Raw genomic sequence first — 20,724 nt, 5'->3', positions numbered from 1 at the left:
TAGTCCGCGACGGCGTCTGTTGCTGTGGAACATGCTCCAGGCATTCCGGCTCGCCCGATGCGAGATCGGGCCCACGGTTGCGGGTCAGCGCCGGACTTCGACCGGCTTCCCCTGGAACTGCTTGCGTATCAGACGGATTGAAACACGCGTTCACAGAATCCGTCAAGGAAGTTCACAGCCTGACGGTCGGGCCGCGCTTGAGGCCCTGTGGCGACGGTGTGCGGACGTCGGGTACTGTCCCGCCCTGCCGAGTGGGGGAACCCGGTGGGAGTCCGGGGCTGACGCGCAGCGGTATGGGGGCCAGGTAGCGCCTCCGAGCCCGAATGCCCGCGCGGCAAAGGCTAGTTGGAAGTCGGTCCACGCGTCCCGGACGACGGCCACGCCACAGTGCGCGCCCGTCGGCGGCGCGCCGGGGCCGGTCGGCGTCCCTCACCTCTGGAGCACGCCATGCCCCGTTCCCCTCTCGTCCGCCGCGCCGCGTTCACCGCGGCGTCCGCCCTCGGCGCCTTCGCCCTGACCACCCTGCCGGCGGCGGCAACCGCCACCCCGGCACAGATCGCCACATCCAAGACGAACGGCGTGGCCTACCTCAAGTCGCTCCAGGCAGCCGACGGCTCGTACGCCGGCTCAGGACTCTCCAACGAGTGGGCGTTCAGCGCGCTCGCTTCGGCCGGCACGGCCGCCGTCGACATCACGCCTGGCGGCGACGCGACGAAGAACGCGAGAACGGTCTACAGAAACCTGCTCGCCACCAGCACCTGGCCGTCCTCCTCCCCCGTCGTCACCGACTACGAGCGCGCCACCCTCAATGCCTACGCGGCCGGCATCGACCCGGCCCGCGTCTCCGCCTCGCGCAATCTCGTCGCCGACATCTACGGCTACTGGCAGACGGCGGAGCCCGGCTACTTCGGCCCGTCCGCCAACTTCAACGGCACCGTCTTCGCCGCCCTCGCCCTGAACGGCGCGAAGACGACGACCGGCCAGACACGCATCCCCCAGTCCCTGCGCAACGCGGTGATCACACGCATCCGGGCCAACCAGCACAACGACGGCGGCTGGAACTACAGCAAGGCCGAAGGCGACTCCGGACAGCTCTCCGCGGTCAGCGACATCGACATGACCGGTGCCGCAATGGCCGCCCTGTGCGTCTCCGGTGTGCCGAACACCGACACCGACGTCGTGCAGGCCAAGACCTTCCTCAAGAACAAGCTGATCGCCAACTCCGGTGCCTTCGATGCCATGTTCGGCGTCAACACCGACTCCAACGGCTGGGCCGTCTCCGGGCTCAACGCCTGCGGCATCAACCCGCAGACCAGCGACTTCCTCACTTCCAAGGGAAAGACCCCCGTCGACTTCCTGATCAGCCAGCAGTTCAACCCCGGCGGCGGCTTCAAGTACCTCCCCGGCGACACCGCACCGCAGGCGTACGCGTCGATCGACGGTCTGCGCGCCGTCGCCGGCGGCGGCTTCACCGCGGCCCCGCCCGCCCCGGTGACGTCCGGCGCTCCGCAGTGGGTCGGCCAGTCGTCCCTCACCTCGGGCACCGCCGCCAAGTTCGCCGTGACCGTGGACGACGGCTCCGGCACCCTCAAGGTCTGCTCCGTCGCCGTCACCCCGACCGGCACCACCACTACGCTCGGCACGGTCCTCGACGCCGCCTCCGGTACATCGACCCCGTCCGGCTGCGTCAGCGGTGTCACACCCTCCTCCGGCACCGGCCAGATCACATCACTCAACGGCAAGGGCAACAGCGGCTCCGGCACCTGGAAGGTGAGCGTCGACGGCGCGGCTTTCGCGGGCGCCTCCCGCGGCAAGGCCATCGGTGTCGGCGACACGATCGCCCTGCGCTGGGGCGCCTGACCCCGGTCCGACCCGGTGTTCTCGTTTACCTGGTCATTACGTACGATCACCAAGTCAAGCCGCGGCAGGAGCCAGGAAGCCGGTGTGAGTCCGGCACGGTCCCGCCACTGTGACCGCGCACGTCCCCAGGGCGTGCGCGGGAGTCAGGTCACTGACCTGCCGCGGGCCCGATCCGAGGAGCGCGGACTCCGCAGGAGGCTTCCCATGCACGACGGTCACAACCGTCCCCATTTCTCGTTCTCCCCGTCGCCCGCGGCGTCCGCAGCCTCGCGCGGGCGACGCCCGGCGCGCCTCGCCGCGGCCGTGACCGCGCTGTCGACGATCCTGCTGACGGCCGGCTGCGGCTCGTCGGGCACCACCGCCGACTCCCCGAAGGCAGGCGCCTCGGCGGCGAAGGGCTTCCCTGTCACCATCGACAACTGCGGTGTGAAGACGACGTACACCAAGCCGCCGTCCCGCGCGGTGACCATCCACCAGCACCCGGCCGAGCTGATGCTCTCGCTGGGTTTGCAGGACCGGATGGTCGGCACGTCGTACCCCGACTCGGCGGTCCTACCCGCTCTGCGCAAGGATTTCGCGTCGATCCCGCAACTGTCGAAGGAGGCGCCGTCGTTCGAGAAGGTCCTCGACAGCGATCCTGACTTCGTCTATGGCGGGTACGCCAGCGCGTTCGCGGAGAAGGAGGGCCGTTCACGCAAGGCGTTCAAGGACGCGGGCATCGACACCTACCTCAACCGGGAGAACTGCGCCGGGAAGAAGGGGGTGACCATGCAGGACACGTACACCGAGATACGCACGATCGGCAAGATCTTCGGCGTCTCCGACCGCGCGTCCGCCCTCGTCTCCAAGTTGCGCACTCGCGTCGGCAAGGCGGGCGAGGCCGTGAAGGACGCGCGTGACGTCTCCGTGTTCGTCTACGACAGCGGCGACAAGTCCGCCTTCACGGCCGGCGGCAAGGGCCTGGGCAACGAACTGATCAAACTGGCAGGCGGCAAGAACGTCTTTTCCGACCTGGACGACGTGTTCGGCGACGTCTCGTGGGAGCAGGTCGTGGACCGCAAGCCCGACGTGATCGCCATCTACGACTACGCGGGCACCAGCGTCGCGCAGAAGAAGAAGTTCCTGCTCTCCCAGCCCGCCCTCGCCGACGTGCCCGCGATCAAGAACAAGCGTTTCGTCGTGCTGCCGCTGACCGACACCCTCGTCGGCGTCCGGTCGGCGGACGCGGTGGGCGACCTGGCGCGAGGGCTGCACCCGGAAAGCTTCAAGTGACCTCGTCCGCCACGGACGCCGAGAAATCCGCCGCGGTGAAGCCGCGCCGCCGGGCCGCATTCGCCGTCACCCTGGTCGCACTCACCCTGCTCCTGGCCGCCTCCATGACCGCCGGGCTCGCCCTCGGCTCAGTGCACGTGCCGCCCGCACAGGTGTGGGGCGTCGTGACGCACGCGCTCGGCGCCGACTGGACGGAGCCCACCTGGACCCGGGCGCGGGAGACGATCGTCCTCGACGTGCGCGGGCCCCGCGTCCTGCTCGGCTCGGTCACCGGCGCGGGCCTCGCCGTGGTCGGTACGGCGCTGCAGGCGCTGGTACGCAACCCGCTCGCCGAGCCGTACCTCCTCGGGGTATCGTCCGGCGCCTCGCTCGGCGCGGTCGCGGTGATCGTGTTCGGGGTGAGCCTCTTCGGGCCGGTGTCCCTGTCGGTGGCCGCGTTCGCGGGGGCACTGGGTGCGCTCGTGCTCGTCTACGCCGCCGCCCGCACCGGCGGCCGCATCACCTCACTGCGGCTCATCCTGGCCGGGGTCGCGGTCGCATCGGTGCTCAGCGCGCTGCTGAACCTGCTGCTGCTGACGACGGACAACGGCAACGAGGCGCGCACCGTCCTCGCCTGGACGCTGGGCGGCCTGGGCGGTGTGTCCTGGGGTTCGCTGTGGCTGCCGGGTCTGGCGCTGCTGCTCGGCATCGCCGTCCTCATGGTGCAGGCCCCCAACCTGAACCTGCTGCTTGCCGGGGAGGAGGCCGCCGCCACCATGGGCCTGGACGTCGCACGATTCAGGGCCCGGATGTTCGTGCTCGTCTCGCTGGTCACCGGTGTGCTGGTCGCCGCGGCCGGACCGATCGGCTTCGTCGGCCTGATGCTTCCGCACATCGTGCGCCTGCTCGTCGGCGGCGACCACCGGCGTGTGCTGCCGGCCGCCGCGCTGGGGGGTGCGGCGTTTCTCGTCCTGGCGGACATCGCGGCACGGACCGTAGCGGCGCCGGAGGAGATCCCGGTCGGCGTCCTCACCGCCCTGTGCGGAGGGCCGTTTTTCCTGTGGCTGATGCGGCGCGACGCACGCAGGAGCGCGGGAGGCGCAGTATGAAAGCGGCCGAACTCCACGTCGACGGCGTCACCCTCACGGCGGGTGCCCGGCAGCTGGTGCGCGAGGTCTCGCTGATCGCCCGGCCGGGCGAGACGATCGGCCTCGTCGGCCCGAACGGCAGCGGCAAGTCCAGCCTGTTGCGGGCCGTCTACCGAGTGCTGCGTCCGGAGGACGGAACGGTGCGCGTGGGCGGCACCGACGCCTGGTCGCTCCCTCCGCGCCACCTCGCGCGCACCCTGGCCGCGGTGGTGCAGGACACGCCGTCCGGCCTCGACCTGACCGTGCGCGAGGTCGTTGCCATGGGCCGCACCCCGCACAAGCGACTGCTGTCCGGCGACACGGCCGAGGACGCCGCGCTGATCGAGGCGGCACTCGCCTCGGTCAACGCCGTCGCCCTGGCCGACCGCCCCTTCGACCGGCTCTCCGGCGGCGAACGCCAACGGGTGCTGATCGCCCGCGCCCTCGCCCAGCAACCGTCGCTGCTCGTCCTGGACGAGCCGACCAACCACCTGGACATCCGGCACCAGTTGGAGATTCTCGGCGCGCTGCGCCGCCTGCCCGCGACGGTCCTGGTCGCCCTGCACGACCTCAACCTGGCGGCGTACTACTGCGATCGCCTTTACGTCCTGCGCGACGGCAGCGTCGTCGCGTCCGGACCGCCGCAAGAAGTGCTCACCGCGCGCCTGCTGGCTGCGGTCTACGAGGTGGCCGCCGAGGTCGCCGTGCATCCCCGCACGGGTCGCCCCCAGGTGACGTTTCTGCCGACGGACGTGCCGGTGCCGGGTGAGTCCCGGTGACCCAGGGGCAGGAACCGCGCTGGTTTCGGTGAAAGGACCGCCAGGCACCCGCACGGCCATCCGCCCCGCCGATTCGATCACCACTACCAGAACCCTCCGACTCCCCCAGGGGTATACGCGTTCATGGACATCGACCAGCCGATAACGACGACGGTCTACCCGGGCCGGTCGGCCCTCGCTCTCGTCGAGGAGTTCGCCCACCTCCGCCGCCTGTCCCGCCAGGGCGACACGGTGGGAACGGCCGACAGCGAACTAGCGCGGGTGCGCACGCACTTGGCGCGTGATGCCGACCAGCCGGGCTTCGTAGCGGTGACGGCGCGGCTGCAAGGTCTGCTGTGCGGGTTCGGGACGGCCGTGCGGACACCGGACCCGACCACCATCGACGCGATCGACTCCCAGGGAGAGTCGGTGGACGCCCTGCGGATCACCGATCTGCGCGTCGCCCCAGTGGCCCGGGGCCGCGGCGTCGGCACCGCTCTGCTGAACGTCCTCCTCCTGCCCGCCCTGGACGATCGCGCCTGGACGGCGGCAGATGGCACGGACGCCCCGACGGCTCTCGCGTTCTTCCACCGCCGCGGCTGGCTGCCGATCCCCACGCCGGCGTCCGCCACGCCCGTCTCCCCCGCACCCGCGTCCGCCTCACATCACCCCTTCACGTTGCTCGCGCCGCGTCATCCGGCGACGCGCCCGGTCTTGTAGCTCCGCTAGAGCCGTATCCGGCACGGCCGTACGCGCTCGCCGGGTGTCAGGCAAGGAGAACAAGGTCACACGCGTTCCACCTGCTGCTCACCCGCGCGCTGACCTAGCATCCGGGCATGACGGTCCTGCCTGACGACGAACTCTCCCTGGCAGCCGAGTTCCCTGACGCGACGCGTGATCAGTGGCGGCGTCTGGTCGCCGGTGTCCTGCGCAAATCGGGCAGGGACATCCCGGCCACCGAGGCGGAAGACGCCCTGTCCACCACGCTGGAGGACGGGCTGCGTGCGCGTCCGCTGTACACCGCGCGTGACAGCGCTCCGCCGGCTGGTCTGCCCGGATTCCCGCCGTACGTACGGGGAGGCAGGGCAGCGGGCAACACGGTCGGCGGCTGGGACGTGCGGCAGCGCCACACGGTCCCCGCCTCCGCCGCGGTCCTCGCCGATCTGGAGAACGGCGTGACGTCGCTGTGGCTGGCGGTCGGCGACGCCGCCGGTATCCCCGTCTCCGCCATGGCCTCGGCGCTCGACGGCGTCTACCTGGACCTGGCTCCCGTGGTCCTCGACGCGGGCGCCGAGTACGACACCGCCGCGCGCGAACTGCTTCGCCTGTACGAGGAGTCGGGCGTCGCCGCCGACGCGGCTCGCGGCAACCTGGGTGCCGACCCTCTGGGGTTCGAGGCCCGCACCAGACAGGTGTACGACAGCGCGCCGCTCGCCGAACTCGCCCGGCTGTGTGCGCGGCAGTATCCGGGGCTGCGCACGCTGACCGTGGACGCGTTGCCGTACCACGAGGCGGGCGGCTCGGCCGCGCAGGAACTGGGCGCCTCGCTCGCCACCGGCGTCGCCTACCTGCGGGAACTGACCGGCGCCGGCCTGACCGTCGCACAGGCCCTGGCGCAGATCGAGTTCCGCATCGCCGCCACCGCCGACCAGTTCCTGACCATCGCCAAGTTCCGTGCCGCGCGCCGCCTTTGGTCCCGGGTGGCCGAGGCGTCCGGGGCGCCGGCCTGCGGGGCACAGTTCCAGCACGCCGTCACTTCCTCCGTGATGGCCACGCGCCGCGACCCGTGGGTGAACATGCTGCGCACCACTGTCGCGACGCTGGCGGCCGGAGTGGGCGGTGCCGACGCCGTGACCGTCCTGCCCTTCGACGACGCGCTCGGCGTGCCGGACGCGTTCGCCCGCCGCATCGCCCGCAACACCTCCACGATCCTGATCGAGGAGTCGCATCTGGCCCGCGTGATCGACCCGGCCGGCGGCTCCTGGTACGTGGAGCGGCTCACCGACGAACTCGCGCACGCCTCCTGGGAGTTCTTCCAGGAGATCGAACGGGCGGGCGGCCAGGCCGCCGCCCTGCGCTCCGGCCTGGTCGGGGACCGTCTCGCCGAGACCTGGTCGGCACGGAGCGCGAAGCTCGCGAAACGCCGTGAACCGATCACCGGCGTCAACGAGTTCCCGCATCTGAACGAGAAGCCCGTGGTCCGCGAGCCGGTGCCACAGCGGCCGTCCGGCGGTCTGCCCCGGGTGCGGCGCGACGAGGCGTTCGAGGCGCTGCGGGCTCGCTCGGACGCGCACCTCGCCGCGACCGGTCAGCGGCCCCGGGTGTATCTGGCGGCCCTGGGTCCGGCCGCCGCCCACACCGCCCGTCTGACGTTCGCCGCCAACCTGTTCCAGGCGGGCGGCATCGAGCCCGTGACCGACGGCTCGTTCGAGGAGAGCGAGGCGCGGGAAGCATGCCTGTGCTCCAGCGACCAGGTGTACGAGGAGCGGGCCGAGGCCGCCGCGCGTCACCTGCGTGAGGCGGGCGCCGGTCAGGTGTTCCTCGCGGGCCGTCCGGGAACATACGCGGGGGTCGACACCTACGTCTTCGCCGGCTGCGACGCCGTCGCCGTACTCGGCGCCACGCTCGACCGCATGGGAGTGTCCTGATGTCCATCCCCGACTTCTCGGCGATCAAGCTGGGAACCCCGACCGCGACCGGGGGGAACGCGGAAGAGTGGCGTGCGGCGTTGAAGAAGGCGTCCGGCGGCGACGACCTGCTGTGGGAGACGCCCGAGGGCATCACCGTGCACCCGCTGTACACAGGGGAGGACCTGGAGGGCCTGGACTTCCTGGACACGTACCCGGGCATCGCGCCTTATCTGCGCGGCCCGTACCCGACGATGTACGTGAACCAGCCGTGGACGATCCGCCAGTACGCGGGCTTCTCCACGGCCGAGGAGTCCAACGCCTTCTACCGGCGCAATCTGGCGGCCGGACAGAAGGGTCTGTCGGTCGCGTTCGACCTGCCCACGCACCGCGGCTACGACAGCGATCATCCGCGCGTGACCGGTGACGTCGGCATGGCGGGCGTCGCCATCGACTCGATCTACGACATGCGCCAGCTGTTCGACGGCATCCCGCTGGACAAGATGACTGTGTCGATGACGATGAACGGCGCCGTGCTGCCGGTGCTAGCGCTCTACATCGTGGCGGCGGAGGAACAGGGCGTACCGCCCGAGAAACTGGCCGGGACCATCCAGAACGACATCCTCAAGGAGTTCATGGTCCGCAACACCTACATCTATCCGCCGAAACCGTCGATGCGTATCATCTCCGACATCTTCGCGTACACCTCGCAGCGGATGCCGCGCTACAACTCGATCTCCATCTCCGGCTACCACATCCAAGAGGCGGGCGCGACAGCCGACTTGGAGCTCGCGTACACCCTCGCGGACGGCGTGGAGTACATCCGGGCGGGCCGCGAGGCGGGACTCGATGTGGACGCGTTCGCGCCGCGCCTGAGCTTCTTCTGGGCGATCGGCATGAACTTCTTCATGGAGGTCGCCAAGCTGCGTGCGGCACGACTGCTGTGGGCGAAGCTGGTGAAACAGTTCGCCCCGAAAAACACCAAGTCCCTCTCCCTGCGCACCCATTCGCAGACCTCGGGCTGGTCGCTGACCGCGCAGGACGTGTTCAACAACGTGACACGTACGTGCGTGGAGGCGATGGCGGCGACACAGGGCCACACCCAGTCCCTGCACACCAACGCCCTCGACGAGGCGCTCGCGCTGCCCACCGACTTCTCGGCCCGCATCGCCCGGAACACCCAGTTGCTGATCCAGCAGGAGTCCGGAACGACGCGGGTGATCGACCCGTGGGGCGGCAGCGCATACGTGGAGAAGCTGACGTACGACCTCGCCCGGCGTGCCTGGCAGCACATCCAGGAGGTCGAACAGGCGGGCGGCATGGCGAAGGCCATCGACGCCGGTATCCCGAAGCTGCGGGTGGAGGAGGCGGCAGCCCGTACCCAGGCGCGCATCGACTCCGGGCGGCAGCCGGTGATCGGGGTGAACAAGTACCGGGTGGACTCCGACGAGGAGATCGAGGTCCTCAAGGTCGACAACTCGTCGGTGCGGGCCCAGCAGATCGACAAGCTGCGGCGGCTGCGCGAGGAGCGCGACGAGACGGCCTGCCGGGACGCGCTCGCCGCACTCACCCGCGCGGCCGGCGGCGAGGGCAACCTCCTTGAACTCGCCGTGAACGCAGCGCGTGCGAAGGCGACGGTCGGCGAGATCTCCGACGCGCTGGAGAAGGTCTACGGCCGGCACGCCGGGCAGATCCGTACGATCTCCGGCGTGTACCGCAACGAAGCAGGCGAGTCCCCGAACGTCGACCGCACTCGCGCCCGCGTCGACGAGTTCGCCGAGGCCGAGGGGCGCCGGCCGCGCATCCTCGTCGCCAAGATGGGACAGGACGGTCACGACCGGGGCCAGAAGGTCATCGCGACCGCCTTCGCCGACCTCGGCTTCGACGTGGATGTCGGCCCGCTGTTCCAGACGCCGGCCGAGGTGGCGCGCCAGGCCGTGGAGGCGGACGTGCACATCGTCGGGGTGTCGTCGCTGGCCGCCGGCCACCTCACCCTCGTACCGGCGCTGCGCGAGGCGCTCGCCGAGGAGGGGCGCGAGGACATCATGATCGTCGTGGGTGGCGTGATCCCGCCCGCCGACGTCCCCACGCTGAAGGAGATGGGCGCGGCCGCGGTGTTCCCGCCCGGCACCGTCATCCCCGACGCGGCGTACGACCTGGTGACGCGGCTCGCGGACGACCTCGGGCACGACGACCTGTGAGCCGGTGACACGGAGGATGGCCATCGACCTCGACACGTACGTCAAGGGTGTCCTCGACGGGAAGCGGGCGATCGTCGCCCGCGCGATCACCCTCGTCGAGTCGACCCGTCCGCAACACCGGGTGCTGGCACAGCAGTTGCTCACCCAGCTGCTGCCGCACAGCAGCCGGTCTCGGCGCATCGGGATCAGTGGGGTGCCGGGCGTCGGCAAGTCAACGTTCATCGACGCGTTCGGCACCATGCTCACCGGCCTGGGGCACAAAGTGGCGGTGCTCGCCGTGGACCCGTCGTCCAGCCGCACCGGCGGCTCGATCCTCGGCGACAAGACACGCATGGAGCGTCTCGCCGTCGACCCTGCCGCCTTCGTACGTCCCTCCCCCACGGCAGGGACACTGGGCGGGGTCGCGAAGGCGACGCGCGAGTCCATCGTCGTCATGGAGGCGGCGGGCTACGACACGGTGCTCGTGGAGACCGTCGGAGTGGGCCAGTCCGAGACAGCCGTCGCCAACATGGTGGACACCTTTCTGCTCCTCACTCTGGCCCGTACTGGTGACCAGTTGCAGGGCATCAAGAAGGGGGTCCTGGAACTGGCCGACGTGATCAGCGTCAACAAGGCCGACGGCCCGCACGCCCGCGACGCGCAGACCGCCGCGCGTGAACTGTCGGGTGCACTACGGCTGATGCACGGCAAGGACGCCTTCTGGACACCGCCGGTGCTCAGTTGCAGCGCCCGGGAGTCGACCGGCCTGGACACCGTCTGGGACCGCCTGGAGCAGCACCGCACGCTCCTCGACTCGTCGGGCCGCCTCGCCGAGCGCCGCCGCGACCAGCAGGTCGACTGGACCTGGACCATGGTCCGCGACGACCTTCTCGGTCGCCTGTACGCCGATCCCGCGGTCCGTTCCCTGGCGCCCGAGTTGGAGCGGCAGGTCCGTGAGGGCTCGCTCACCGCCACCCTTGCCGCCGAGCGCATCCTGGAGGCGTTCCGGAAGGACTGACGCCGACACCCGGCAGCGACACGCGGTGTCCGTGCCGTGTGTGCCGCTTCCGGACGATCACCGGGCCAGGCAACAGTCCCCGCATTTCGCGCCGTTCGGGGCCCGGTAGTACAGGCAGCAGCTACGGCGGCGGAACGTCAGGACGGGCCCGGTGATCCGGCCGGTCCCCCGCAGCCGCCCCGTAGCGAGCAGTTCATGTGTCAGCTCTGTGAGGCGGACGCGCAGACCGGGCCGGGTGCACAGCAGTTGCGCCGCCGAACCCACCAGTGCGGACGCGGAGTTGCCGGCCAGCAGGCCCGGCGCCATCTTGACGGTGAGACCGCGCTCCACCTCCGTCAGCACGCCGTCGACCTCCGTGAGGACGGCGTCGGCGAGTGAAGGAAGCCGCACCACGAGCCGTCCCCGGGGTTCGGCCAGGCCCAGCGCCGAGCCGTCACCGGACCAGGTCACGTCAGCCATCGTCGGCACGATCCCGTGCACGAGCGCGCACGCCAGGACAGGCGACCAGAGGCGGGCCGCGAGTCCGAGATGCGCGATGGAGACGCCGATGCGGGCCTCGGTGGTGGCGTAGCGGTCGTTGACGGCTCGGGCGCGTGTGGCGAAACCCTCCGGCGTGAGCCGCGGCTCGTCGAAGGCCCGCCCCGTGGACCGTGCTGGGCCCGTGTCCAGGGCGAAGAACCCGCCGATCCGCGCCACGTCGCGCAGCGCCTCAGTGGCCTGTTCCGCCCTGGCTTCGCTCGTCGCTCCGTGCGCCGGAGGGGTTTTCTCGGTGCTGGGGCCGGTGTTCATGAGGCCGGGGCGCGACGTGGCGGGTCGATCAGGTAGAGGTCGAGGATCTCGGGGCGAGCCGCTACACCCGGACCACCGGCCCGTACCCAGTCCGCTATGTCCTCGGTGGCGTCCGGGTCGTTGACCAGGCCGAGCCACACCGGCCTGGCTCCCACCGCACGCCCGGCAGCCGATGGTTGCACGACGATGACGTTGGCCTGTTCGCAGACGTCGAGGCATTCGGAGATCCGCACCGGGGCGATCTGGCGCAGCCTCGCTGTCTGCGCCGCGTGATCGCCCGTGACCTTGACCGTGCCGCAGCAGCAGTCGCGGCACACCACCACCCGGCACGGGACCGCACGGTCCGCTGTCGTCACGCTCTCGTCGGCGAGCCGCTCAGGCATGCCGTGTCCTTCCTCTGGCCGGGGAGTTCCGCCCCGGGTTCTCTCGAGGAGGCGACAGCGTGAGTCTCCTGGCTCTCGGGTCCGTGCTCGTCCCGGCCTTCCCGCCCCCTTGCGGGGCAGTGGCACTTCGGGATCCGCTCGCCGATCACAGTGGCGGTACCGCACCGGATTCACACCGGTTTCCTCGGGCCGCCGTCGCCCATGTCCACAGCCATCATGCCATTCGTTCTGCGCCGCAATCGGGCCGTCCCCCTACGGGGATCCGCGAGGCGGGGCGCCGTGCTGCTCAGGGCGCGACATCTCGGCGTCCGACCGCCGAGCGGCTTCAGGCACGTCGTGACCGCGCCACCGCCAGAGCGCCCGCCACCTCCCGGACCACGCGCTCCGCGTCCTCGGGACTGTTCACCACATCGGTGTCGTTCATGTCGATCACGAGGACGTCACTGGCGAAGTAGTGCTCCTGCACCCAGCCGTCGTACCCCGACCACAGCCTCTGGTAGTACTCGACAAGGTTCTGGTCCTGCTCGAAGTCGCGCCCGCGGAGCCCGATACGGTGCAGCACGGTCTCGAAGTCCGCTCTGAGGTACACCATGAGATCGGGTGCTTTGCGGTAGGGCAGGCCATCGATCTCACGCATCATCTCCGTGAGCAGCCCCTCGTACACCTGCATCTCCAGGGAGCTGATCCTGCCGAGGTCGTGGTTGACCTTGGCGAAGTACCAGTCCTCGTAGATCGACCGGTCGAGGACGTTGTCGTCCTGTTTGTACGCCTCTTTGATCGCAGCGAATCGCGTCTGCAGGAAATAGAGCTGGAGAAGGAACGGGTAGCGCCTCGCCTCGATCTCTTCCGGACCGGCCGTGTAGAACAGCGGCAGAATGGGATTGTCCTCCACGCTCTCGTAGAAGACCTTGCTCCCCAGCTCCTTGGCGATCAGCTCGGCCACACTGGTCTTCCCGATCCCGATCATGCCGCCGACGCAGATCACTGACATACCTCGCTTCTCCCAGGGCTCCGCCCGCGGGCGCGATGCCCGCGACCCGGCTCTTCGACGACATCACGCACCGCCGCGGAGTCGCAGGGGCGCCCCCGGCGCCAGGTGGCGAACCTGGCACTCTCCTTGCGGGGCGACCGAAGGGAAATCATATCGGGGCGCTCACTGCGCGAATTCCTGTGGAAGGTGGCATTGGCCCACAGCTCCGCCGGGGCGCGGTCGCCGCGTCAGACCGCACGGGCTTCCTGCCAGAGGGTGGTTGCGCAGCCCTCGCCTGTCCAGCCAGTCGGTGAGTGATCGGACGTCGTCGGCGGTGAGGAAGGCCGGATTGGCTGTGTACGCGAGATCGGGAGTCGTTTATCGACGACTTCGGGAGTCACTTCGCACGCCGCCGCCATGATCAATGTCAATGAGTTCGGAACTCACTCACGGCGCTACCAGGATCTGTCCGGCCGACGGGACATTCCGCGATGGGTCGACCCGGCGGTGATCGCTGTGGTGGCCGCCTCTTTCACGGCCGGAGGACGACCAGGGCGGTGTCATCGGTGGCGCCGTCAGGTGGGGTGAGGTCGGCCAGGAGGGCGTCGGCGAGCGTTTCGAGGTCGGTGCCCTGGTGGCGGGTGAGGGAGTCGGCAAGCCGGGTCAGGCCGGCGTCGATGTCCTCGCGGCGGCGTTCGATCAGCCCGTCGGTGTACAGCACAAGGGTGGCCCCCTCCGTGAACGTGGTCTCGGCCTGGGGGCGGGGCATGTGTTCGGGGCGGGCGCCAAGCGGGGGGTCGGTGGCCTGGTCGAGGAAGTCCACGGTGCCGTCGGGGTGCAGCAGGGCTGGTGGAGGATGGCCGGCGCTGCTGTAGGCGATGGTGCGGTTGGTGCCGTCGATGACAGACAGGATCGCCGTGGTCGACTCCGCGCCGTCGACCGAGCGGGCGTACAGGCCGAGGACTTCCAGGGCCCGGGCGGGGCCGTCGGCGGCGCGAGCAGCGGCGCTGAGGGCGCTGCGCAGCTGGCCCATGACGCAGGCGGCGGCCAGGCCGTGGCCGACGACGTCGCCGACGGCCACCGCGATGCGGTCGCCAGGCAGGTCGACGAGGTCGTACCAGTCCCCGCACACGTTCAGGGCCCCGACCGCCGGCCGGTAGCGCACGGCTGCGCGGTGATGCCTCAAGGGCCCGGGGGCGGGCAGCATCGCCTCTTGCAGGCTCAGGGCGACTTCGCGTTCGCGGGCATGGGCCTCGCGCAGCCGTTCGTTGGCCTCCTGCAGTTCCCGAGCCCGGGTATACAGCTCGGCTTCCAGTACTGTCGCCCGGTCGCCGCTGTCTCGGCCGCTGCGCGTGCGGATCAGCTCGGTGATGTCCTCCTCCCGGTGCAGAAGCAGCGCCACCCGCCCGTCGGGGCCGAAGACGGGGACGTTGACCGGACTCCAGTACCGCTCCTCCCACACCCCGGGCCGGTCCGGGTACTCCACGTCGTAGCGGTGAAGCGTCATGGCGTCGCGCTGCCCGGTGGCGGCCACCCACCGCAACGATGCCTCCAGCTTGCGCATGCCGGTCACCGCGGGGTCCTTGGGGTCGTCGGGGAAGGCATCACAGAGGTAGCGGCCCACCACCTGGTCACGGGTACGCCCCATGCTGCTCAGGAACGCCTCATTGACGTCGGCGTACACCAGGTCCGTGGTGAACAGGGCCACCGCGCTCGGCAGCGCCTGGAAGACCGCCTCGTAGTCGATCCCGGATGCGTTCACGATGCCACCTGCCCGCGACGCTATGCCGATCACGTTGCTCTTTCACGATAAGCACCAGCGGCGGTCCCGGCAGGTCAGCACTTCAGGGCACCTCAGCCGGCAGCCGACCATGATCAATCCCACCGGGATTCCCCTTACCTCAACTACTCACGCCCGGACCCGGCGCGACTGACTCCCGTTCTCGCGAACACCACCTATTCGCGGGAGCGTGCGACTCCCAATCTCACGTGGAAACGACGTCGCAACTCAACTCGCGTACGTAGCCAGCCGGATCGACGGTCGTCCGGAATTGGTGGGGCACACCGGAGTCGCGCAGCATCCGCAGGCGCCGCCGCGGCCGCCTCCAGCCTCGACCGCCCGAGACCGCGCTGCGGCTCCTGCTCTGAGCCCCGGACGGCAGGCAGCGGCGGACACTCCGCCGTTCAGCTCCTGAACTGATCCAGCTCCGGCTTTCGGCGTCACCCCGCCGATCCGAGCGTAGAACCCCTGGCCACCAGGGCCCAGTCATGGCGGCGGACGGTCTCCGGGCCGGTGCGCTTGGCGAGGATGTCGCAGAGGAGTTCGGCGCAGGCACGGCCGTAGGCGGCGGGCCGCAGGTCGACCGCGGTGACGGGCGGGCTGGCGCCTCGGGTGGCAGTGCCGTCCACGCACGAGGCGACGAGGAGATCGCGCCCTGGGGCACGGCCTGCCGCTGCGGCGGCGTGAAGCACTCCGGTCACGGCGCCGTCGGGGGCGCAGATGACGGCGTCGGTCTCCGGGTTCCCGGCGAGGAGGGCCAGGGTGGCCTGCTCGGCTTCGAGGGCGGTGGCGGCGAAGGAGACGGTACGGATCTGCACCGCTGTGCCGTGGGTGCGCCCCCAACCTTCCGCGGCACCGTGGAGCGCGGCGGCCCAAGCGGATGTGTCGGCGGGTGCGAGGAGCGCGGGGTGGCGGGCGCCGCGGTCGCGCACGTGGTCCAGAAGGGCGATGAGGGAGTCGGAGTTGTCGCAGACGACGGCTCCGGCGGGGGCGGGAGCGGGTCCGAGGTAGCGCTCGCCGGTGACGACCGGCACCCCTGCGTCGAGGACCGCGGGAACGGAGGGGTCACCGATCTCGGGGTCGATGACGAGGAGCCCGTCGACGCGTGAGGCGAGGGGGCCGTGGGTGCCGGTCGCCGGGGCGAGCAGGACGACATCGAGCCCTTCGTCCTGAGCACGGGCGACGGCCCCGAAGGCGAGGTTCATGTAGTAGTCGAGCCGCGTCGCGGTCTGCGGCAGGTGCAGTCCGATGGCTCCGGTGCTGGCGCGCCGGAGCCTGCGGGCGGCGCTGTTGGGCCGGTATCCCAGTCGCTCGGCGACCTCTCGGACGTGGTCGCGCGTGGCATCAGCGACGCGTCCAGAGCCCTGAAGGGCGTCGGAGACGGTGCTCTTGGAGACCCCGGCGGCGCGGGCGACGTCCAGGAGGGTCACGGTGCGGGCGTTCACGTCTCGAAAGTGTAGACGCACAGAGCCAACCTTGCCGGAACGTTCCGGCACCGTCTACATTCACCTGTGCCGGAACGTTCCGGCGCCCGGTAACGGCTGCCTGCCGCCCTGCCGTCCCTGCGAGAACCTCCGGATGTCCCATGCGTCTGATCACCGCCTGCAACCCACCGGCGTCCCCCACCCGCACCCGGCCCGCAGACCGCGCCACGCTGCGCGTCGCCGCCGTCCAGCAGCGCTGGCACAGTGACCACGCCGAGCACCGCGCGGCCTTGCGCGAGGGCATACGCCTCGCGGCGGCCGAAGGAGCACGGGTGGTGTGCCTGCAGGAGCTGACGCTGTCGCCGTACTTCGCGGTCGTCCGCAAGGCCGACCACCCGACGCCGGCCGAGCCCGAGGACCTGCTGACCGGAGCGACCTTCACCTTCGCTGCGGAGGCCGCCCGTGAGTACGGGCTCTACGTACACGCCTCCCTGTACGAGAAGGCCACGGCGCCGAACCGCGAGGACGACGGCCTCGGCTACAACACGGCGATCCTCGTCGCCCCCGACGGAACGCTTGCCCAGCGCACCCGCAAGACCCACATCCCGGTCACCGAGGGCTACTACGAGGACCAGTGGTTCCGTCAGGGCCCTGCTGGCGACGACGCCTTCCCCCTGACAAAGGTCGACGAGGCGAACTTCGGACTGCCGACTTGCTGGGACCAGTGGTTCCCCGAACTCGCCCGCGCCTACTCCCTGGCGGGCGCCGACGTCCTCGTCTACCCGACCGCCATCGGCTCGGAGCCCGGCCACCCCGGCTTCGACACCCAGCCGATCTGGCAGAAGGTCATCACCGGCAACGCCATCGCGAACGCCACCTTCATGGTGGTACCCAACCGCATCGGTGCCGAGAACGGCCTCGTCTTCTACGGCAGCTCATTCATCGTCGACCCCTACGGCCGGGTCCTCGCCCAGGCCCCCCGCGACGAGGCGGCCGTCCTCGTGGCCGACCTCGACCTCGACGCGCGCCGCGACTGGCTGGAGCTCTTCCCCTTCCTCACCACCCGCCGCCCCGACGCCTACGCCCCGCTCACCGCGACTCGCTGAAGCCACTGCTGCGCTGACCGCCGCCCGGACCTCAAGCGACCGACGGCGGTTGATGCCGCTTCCTGCCGCCACGGATGGCGACACACGCCGCCCACCGTCCCGTCCTGCCCTCACCAGGGCAGGACTCCCTTTTGACGACCGAGCTGACTGAACTTTCAGTTACACGATGACGAAGGACGAATCCCGATGACCGCATACACCCTGCTCACTTCCTGCGGTTCCCCGCTCGGTTCACCCGGCCGCAGCCGTCCCGCCGAACGAGAACCGCTGCGAGTCGGGCTCGTCCAGATGCGGTGGTACCCGGATGAGTACGAGCACGATGGCCGGCTGCGCGAGGGTGTGGAGCTGGCCGCCACACAAGGAGCGACTGTGGTGTGCCTGCCCGAGCTGACCCGCAGCCCCTACTTCTGCAACACCGACGACCCCATGGCCGACGGCGCCTATCGCTATCTCGAGGACGTCGAGACCGGGCCCACCGTCAGCCTGGTGTCCGAGCTGGCCATCGAGCTCGGGATCACCGTGCACGCCTCCCTGTACGAGCGTGCCGATGACGGAGGGCTCGGCTACAACACCGCAGTCTGTGTGAACTCGGCGGGCGAGCTCATCGCCCGGACGCGCAAGAACCACATCCCGGCCTTTCCCGGCTACCGCGAAGACCTGTGTTTCCGCCCCGGCGACAGCGGCTTCCCCGTCGTCACTCACGCGGGTGCCCGATTCGGTTTCCCGACCTGCTGGGACGAATGGTTCCCCGAGCTGGCCCGCGCCTACTCCCTGGCCGGGGCCGAGATCTTGGTGCACCCCACCGCCATCGGCTCCGAAGTGGACCTGCCGGACTTCGACACCCAGCCGATGTGGGAGAAGGCGATCAGCGCCAACGGCCTCGCCAACGCCCTTTTCATGATCGTGCCCAACCGCACAGGCACCGAGGGGCGTTCCACCTTCTACGGCTCCTCCTTCATCTCGGACCCCTACGGCCGGATCATGCTGCGGGCCCCTCGCGACACCCCCGCTGTGCTCGTCGCCGACCTCGACCTCGACCAGCGGCGGGACTGGCTCGAGTTCGGCCTGATGCGCACCCGTCGGCCCGAGTTGTACGGCTCACTCGCCGAACAGGTCGCCGACGACCGGACCCGCTAGGCCCGGCGAAAGGCTGTGCCCCATTTTGCCCGGTGCTTCGTCGGCCAAAATGGGGCACAAGTTCCGCCGGCCGGGCAAGAAGGCCACTGAAGGAGCGGAGCTCACGAGGCCGCCACCCCTCGTTGCCGTAATACCCTCGCACCATGGGCGTTTCTTACTGCCGAGCCCTACCCGCCGGGATCGAGGAACTACGAGTGGAACTTGCCGATTACGCGGATTTCGCCGTGCGCCTGGTCAACACTGAGGAGCCGGCGCGGCGCAAGGACATGCTGACCTCGGTCGAGGTGGTCCGTGAACTCTTCGGCTCCGCTTCCCAGATGGCCCGGCGGGCAACGGACGCGGACGTCACGCGCTTCCGCTCGGTCCGGGCGCGGTTGCGCGCAGTATTCACCGTCGCGGACGGGGGCGACCGCACGGCGGCCGTGGACTTGCTGAACTCCCTGCTCCTGGATTTTCCGGTGAGCCCGCAGATCTCCGGTCACGACTGGCTGGACGACGAGGGCCGGCCGCGGTGGCACCTGCACCTCGCCGAGCACCCGTCGAACGCGACCGCGGGCTACGCGGCGATCGCCGCCATGGGCCTGGCCTTTCACCTAACGAAGTTCGGCACCGACCAGTTCGGCCTGTGCCAGGCAGCCCCGTGCCGCAACGCGTATGTGGACACGACCACCAACTGTTCTCGCCGCTACTGTTCCGAACGCTGCTCGACGCGGGTCAACGTGAGCGCCTGGCGAGCCCGCAAACGCCAGACCGCGTCCCGAACCGGCGCAAAGGCCGGAGGAAGCCTGCCGAGCAGGACGTCGAACGGCGCCTGAGACGTTCTCGCTCGGGATGCCGCTGTACGGGGTGCTTCACCTGGTCGGACATGTCGCCGCCGACACGCTGGAACACGGACCACTGCCCGATCCCTGCCTGGTGTTGATCGTCTCTGGCGGGCACACCTCATTGCTGCTCGTGCGGGATCTGGCGCGGGAGCCGATCGTGCACCTTGGCGACACCATCGACGACGCGGCGGGCGAGTGCTTCGACAAGGCGGCCCGGGTGTTCGGGCTGCCATATCCGGGCGGGCCGGCCATCGTCCGCACCGCGCGCGCAGGGGATCCACGCGTTGTGGCATTCCCCAGGCCGCTGGCCGGAGCGCGGGATTCGCGCTACGACTTCTCCTTCTCCGGGCTGAAGACCGCCGCCGCACGCTGGGCCGAGCAGCACCGCATGCGCGGTGAGGACCTGGCGCTCGCGGACGCGGCGGCCTCACTCCAGGAGGCCGTGGCCGATGTGCTGACGCGCGAGACGGTGGCCACCTGCCGTGAGCAAGGCGTGGGAACTCTGGTCGTGGTGGGCGGGGTGGCCGCCAACTCCCAGGTGCCGGCGCTCGCGCAGGAACGCTGCCGGGCCGCCGGAATCATGCTGCGGGTACCGCCGCTGAAGCTGTGCACCGACAACGGCGTGATGATCGCGGCCGTCGGTGACCCGCTGGTCAGGGCGAAAGCCGAAGCAGCGTCGCTGGACGTGTCCATCGACCCGTCCGCGCCACTGGAGTACGCCGCCCTGCGTCCCGTCTCCCTCACCGCCAGGGCTGCTTGATGACGCAGATGGTCCTGGCCCGCTCCGGGCGCACTCCTTCCGGTGTTCGCCGACGGAATACGACGGGTCTACGCCGAGACATCCGCGGCACCTCCATGGAACGAGGACGAAGCGAGCGCCGACCAGTACCTGGCCCGTCTTGCGTTCGACGCCCCCCGGCCGGGATTCGCTGCCGCCCTCGCTGTCGACGGGGGCAACGTGCTGGGGTTCGCCACCGGTTGGACGACGCCCGCACCCTTCCCGTCCGACCGCTGCTATCCCCACGTGACGGCGGCCCTCGGCACCGACCGTACGGCCGCATGGCTGTGCGGTGGCCGTGAGGTCGACGAACTCGCCGTCACCAGCCGCGGCGCAAGGCCGGGGAATCGGCGCTGCCCTCCTCGACAGCGTGACCGCCGGCACACCGGCCGGCCAGTCGGCCCACCCCACTCCCGGGGGCGCCGGCGATGCGGCGTTCCTCGGCCCCCGGCATCCGGCCCGCTCCGCCGTGCACTCTCCCTTCTGACCTACTGGGACGCCGAACCTCCGGTCGGTACGGAAAGGTGCGGCACCCGTGCCACGCGCTCCCCACGGCGCGGCAAAGCTTCGGTAGAGCAGCTTCTTGCACATAGCTTGCAAGAGCATTCTTAGTGCGTTAACCTCGCCGTTTCGTTTGGGGACGGCGGCTGTTGGGGCGGAAACGCGAAAGTGCCTTCCTGACCTGGGACGATGAACCTTGCTGAGGGGTTCT

General features: G+C 70.2%; 16 protein-coding genes, 2 pseudogenes and 3 riboswitches. Of the genes and pseudogenes, 13 read left to right on the top strand and 5 right to left on the bottom strand.

All coding sequences use genetic code 11. From position 1 onward, the window contains the following. Positions 1-254 precede the first annotated feature (254 nt). A riboswitch (cobalamin riboswitch) is annotated at positions 255-329 on the top strand. Positions 330-447: 118 nt separating this feature from the next. The 8 genes from ACZ67T_RS32345 to meaB all read left to right on the top strand — a co-directional run bounded on the left by ACZ67T_RS32345 (position 448) and on the right by meaB (position 10,821). Further along, on the top strand, positions 448-1,860 hold the full coding sequence (locus ACZ67T_RS32345; protein WP_469988663.1) for a prenyltransferase/squalene oxidase repeat-containing protein: 1,413 nt from the start codon (positions 448-450) through the stop codon (positions 1,858-1,860). A gap of 49 nt (positions 1,861-1,909) precedes the next feature. Then, positions 1,910-2,034, top strand: a riboswitch (cobalamin riboswitch). Between the two features lie 30 nt (positions 2,035-2,064). Beyond that, positions 2,065-3,132 carry an ABC transporter substrate-binding protein gene (locus ACZ67T_RS32340; RefSeq protein ID WP_469988661.1) on the top strand — a complete coding sequence of 356 codons (1,068 nt, stop codon included), beginning with the start codon at positions 2,065-2,067 and terminating at the stop codon, positions 3,130-3,132. After that, entirely contained in the window at positions 3,129-4,220 is a 1,092-nt protein-coding gene (locus tag ACZ67T_RS32335; RefSeq protein ID WP_469988659.1) for a FecCD family ABC transporter permease, read from the top strand. The genes ACZ67T_RS32340 and ACZ67T_RS32335 overlap by 4 nt, the downstream gene beginning before the upstream one ends. After that, a complete protein-coding gene (locus ACZ67T_RS32330; RefSeq protein ID WP_469988657.1) occupies positions 4,217-5,017 on the top strand; it encodes an ABC transporter ATP-binding protein in 801 nt (266 codons plus the stop codon). Before ACZ67T_RS32335 ends, ACZ67T_RS32330 begins: the two co-directional genes overlap by 4 nt. A gap of 123 nt (positions 5,018-5,140) precedes the next feature. Beyond that, positions 5,141-5,716: a GNAT family N-acetyltransferase gene (locus ACZ67T_RS32325; RefSeq protein WP_469988656.1), complete on the top strand. Its 576-nt coding sequence runs from the start codon at positions 5,141-5,143 to the stop codon at positions 5,714-5,716. Positions 5,717-5,832: 116 nt separating this feature from the next. Beyond that, a complete protein-coding gene (locus ACZ67T_RS32320) occupies positions 5,833-7,644 on the top strand; it encodes a methylmalonyl-CoA mutase family protein (RefSeq protein WP_469988654.1) in 1,812 nt (603 codons plus the stop codon). Next, entirely contained in the window at positions 7,644-9,824 is a 2,181-nt protein-coding gene (gene scpA / locus ACZ67T_RS32315) for a methylmalonyl-CoA mutase (protein ID WP_469988652.1), read from the top strand. The genes ACZ67T_RS32320 and scpA overlap by 1 nt, the downstream gene beginning before the upstream one ends. A 16-nt stretch (positions 9,825-9,840) precedes the next feature. Continuing rightward, positions 9,841-10,821: a methylmalonyl Co-A mutase-associated GTPase MeaB gene (meaB, locus tag ACZ67T_RS32310; RefSeq protein WP_469988650.1), complete on the top strand. Its 981-nt coding sequence runs from the start codon at positions 9,841-9,843 to the stop codon at positions 10,819-10,821. A gap of 57 nt (positions 10,822-10,878) precedes the next feature. On the opposite strand, the gene ACZ67T_RS32305 is transcribed toward meaB, so the two are convergent. From ACZ67T_RS32305 to ACZ67T_RS32285, 5 genes are all read right to left on the bottom strand, one after another. Further along, positions 10,879-11,610 carry a (2Fe-2S)-binding protein gene (locus tag ACZ67T_RS32305; protein ID WP_469988648.1) on the bottom strand — a complete coding sequence of 244 codons (732 nt, stop codon included), beginning with the start codon at positions 11,608-11,610 and terminating at the stop codon, positions 10,879-10,881. Continuing rightward, positions 11,607-11,993, bottom strand: coding sequence for a (2Fe-2S) ferredoxin domain-containing protein (locus tag ACZ67T_RS32300; RefSeq protein WP_469988646.1), 387 nt, complete (start codon positions 11,991-11,993; stop codon positions 11,607-11,609). The genes ACZ67T_RS32305 and ACZ67T_RS32300 overlap by 4 nt, the downstream gene beginning before the upstream one ends. 61 nt (positions 11,994-12,054) lie before the next feature. Then, a riboswitch (cobalamin riboswitch) is annotated at positions 12,055-12,179 on the bottom strand. Between the two features lie 139 nt (positions 12,180-12,318). Next, positions 12,319-12,984: a deoxynucleoside kinase gene (locus ACZ67T_RS32295; protein WP_469988644.1), complete on the bottom strand. Its 666-nt coding sequence runs from the start codon at positions 12,982-12,984 to the stop codon at positions 12,319-12,321. Positions 12,985-13,495: 511 nt separating this feature from the next. Next, entirely contained in the window at positions 13,496-14,728 is a 1,233-nt protein-coding gene (locus tag ACZ67T_RS32290; RefSeq protein ID WP_469988881.1) for a PP2C family protein-serine/threonine phosphatase, read from the bottom strand. A gap of 455 nt (positions 14,729-15,183) precedes the next feature. Further along, on the bottom strand, positions 15,184-16,188 hold the full coding sequence (locus ACZ67T_RS32285) for a LacI family DNA-binding transcriptional regulator (protein WP_469988642.1): 1,005 nt from the start codon (positions 16,186-16,188) through the stop codon (positions 15,184-15,186). A gap of 140 nt (positions 16,189-16,328) precedes the next feature. Between ACZ67T_RS32285 and ACZ67T_RS32280 the strand changes: the two genes are divergently transcribed. The 5 genes and pseudogenes from ACZ67T_RS32280 to ACZ67T_RS32260 all read left to right on the top strand — a co-directional run bounded on the left by ACZ67T_RS32280 (position 16,329) and on the right by ACZ67T_RS32260 (position 20,499). Continuing rightward, a complete protein-coding gene (locus tag ACZ67T_RS32280; RefSeq protein WP_469988640.1) occupies positions 16,329-17,273 on the top strand; it encodes a nitrilase-related carbon-nitrogen hydrolase in 945 nt (314 codons plus the stop codon). 186 nt (positions 17,274-17,459) lie between these two features. Continuing rightward, positions 17,460-18,410: a nitrilase-related carbon-nitrogen hydrolase gene (locus ACZ67T_RS32275; RefSeq protein WP_469988638.1), complete on the top strand. Its 951-nt coding sequence runs from the start codon at positions 17,460-17,462 to the stop codon at positions 18,408-18,410. A gap of 194 nt (positions 18,411-18,604) precedes the next feature. After that, positions 18,605-19,225, top strand: coding sequence for a CGNR zinc finger domain-containing protein (locus ACZ67T_RS32270; RefSeq protein ID WP_469988636.1), 621 nt, complete (start codon positions 18,605-18,607; stop codon positions 19,223-19,225). 4 nt (positions 19,226-19,229) lie between these two features. Continuing rightward, positions 19,230-19,994, top strand: a pseudogene (locus tag ACZ67T_RS32265) (tRNA (adenosine(37)-N6)-threonylcarbamoyltransferase complex transferase subunit TsaD); the annotation flags it as partial. 42 nt (positions 19,995-20,036) lie between these two features. Then, positions 20,037-20,499: pseudogene (locus ACZ67T_RS32260) on the top strand (GNAT family N-acetyltransferase). The last annotated feature ends 225 nt before the right edge of the window (positions 20,500-20,724 follow it).

The sequence above is a fragment of the Streptomyces sp. NPDC107517 genome (assembly GCF_055582645.1).
The sequence above is the reverse complement of the archived record's forward strand: the minus strand, read 5'-3'. Positions and strand labels throughout refer to the sequence as shown.

What these genes read in the sequence shown, in the direction of transcription:
- scpA (WP_469988652.1), top strand. Translation starts at nt 7,644, where the DNA reads ATGTCCATCCCCGACTTCTCGGCGATCAAGCTGGGAACCCCGACCGCG.
- ACZ67T_RS32330 (WP_469988657.1), top strand. Translation starts at nt 4,217, where the DNA reads ATGAAAGCGGCCGAACTCCACGTCGACGGCGTCACCCTCACGGCGGGT.
- ACZ67T_RS32295 (WP_469988644.1), bottom strand. Translation starts at nt 12,984, where the DNA reads ATGTCAGTGATCTGCGTCGGCGGCATGATCGGGATCGGGAAGACCAGT.
- ACZ67T_RS32325 (WP_469988656.1), top strand. Translation starts at nt 5,141, where the DNA reads ATGGACATCGACCAGCCGATAACGACGACGGTCTACCCGGGCCGGTCG.
- ACZ67T_RS32320 (WP_469988654.1), top strand. Translation starts at nt 5,833, where the DNA reads ATGACGGTCCTGCCTGACGACGAACTCTCCCTGGCAGCCGAGTTCCCT.
- ACZ67T_RS32275 (WP_469988638.1), top strand. Translation starts at nt 17,460, where the DNA reads ATGACCGCATACACCCTGCTCACTTCCTGCGGTTCCCCGCTCGGTTCA.
- meaB (WP_469988650.1), top strand. Translation starts at nt 9,841, where the DNA reads ATGGCCATCGACCTCGACACGTACGTCAAGGGTGTCCTCGACGGGAAG.
- ACZ67T_RS32300 (WP_469988646.1), bottom strand. Translation starts at nt 11,993, where the DNA reads ATGCCTGAGCGGCTCGCCGACGAGAGCGTGACGACAGCGGACCGTGCG.
- ACZ67T_RS32345 (WP_469988663.1), top strand. Translation starts at nt 448, where the DNA reads ATGCCCCGTTCCCCTCTCGTCCGCCGCGCCGCGTTCACCGCGGCGTCC.
- ACZ67T_RS32340 (WP_469988661.1), top strand. Translation starts at nt 2,065, where the DNA reads ATGCACGACGGTCACAACCGTCCCCATTTCTCGTTCTCCCCGTCGCCC.
- ACZ67T_RS32305 (WP_469988648.1), bottom strand. Translation starts at nt 11,610, where the DNA reads ATGAACACCGGCCCCAGCACCGAGAAAACCCCTCCGGCGCACGGAGCG.
- ACZ67T_RS32280 (WP_469988640.1), top strand. Translation starts at nt 16,329, where the DNA reads ATGCGTCTGATCACCGCCTGCAACCCACCGGCGTCCCCCACCCGCACC.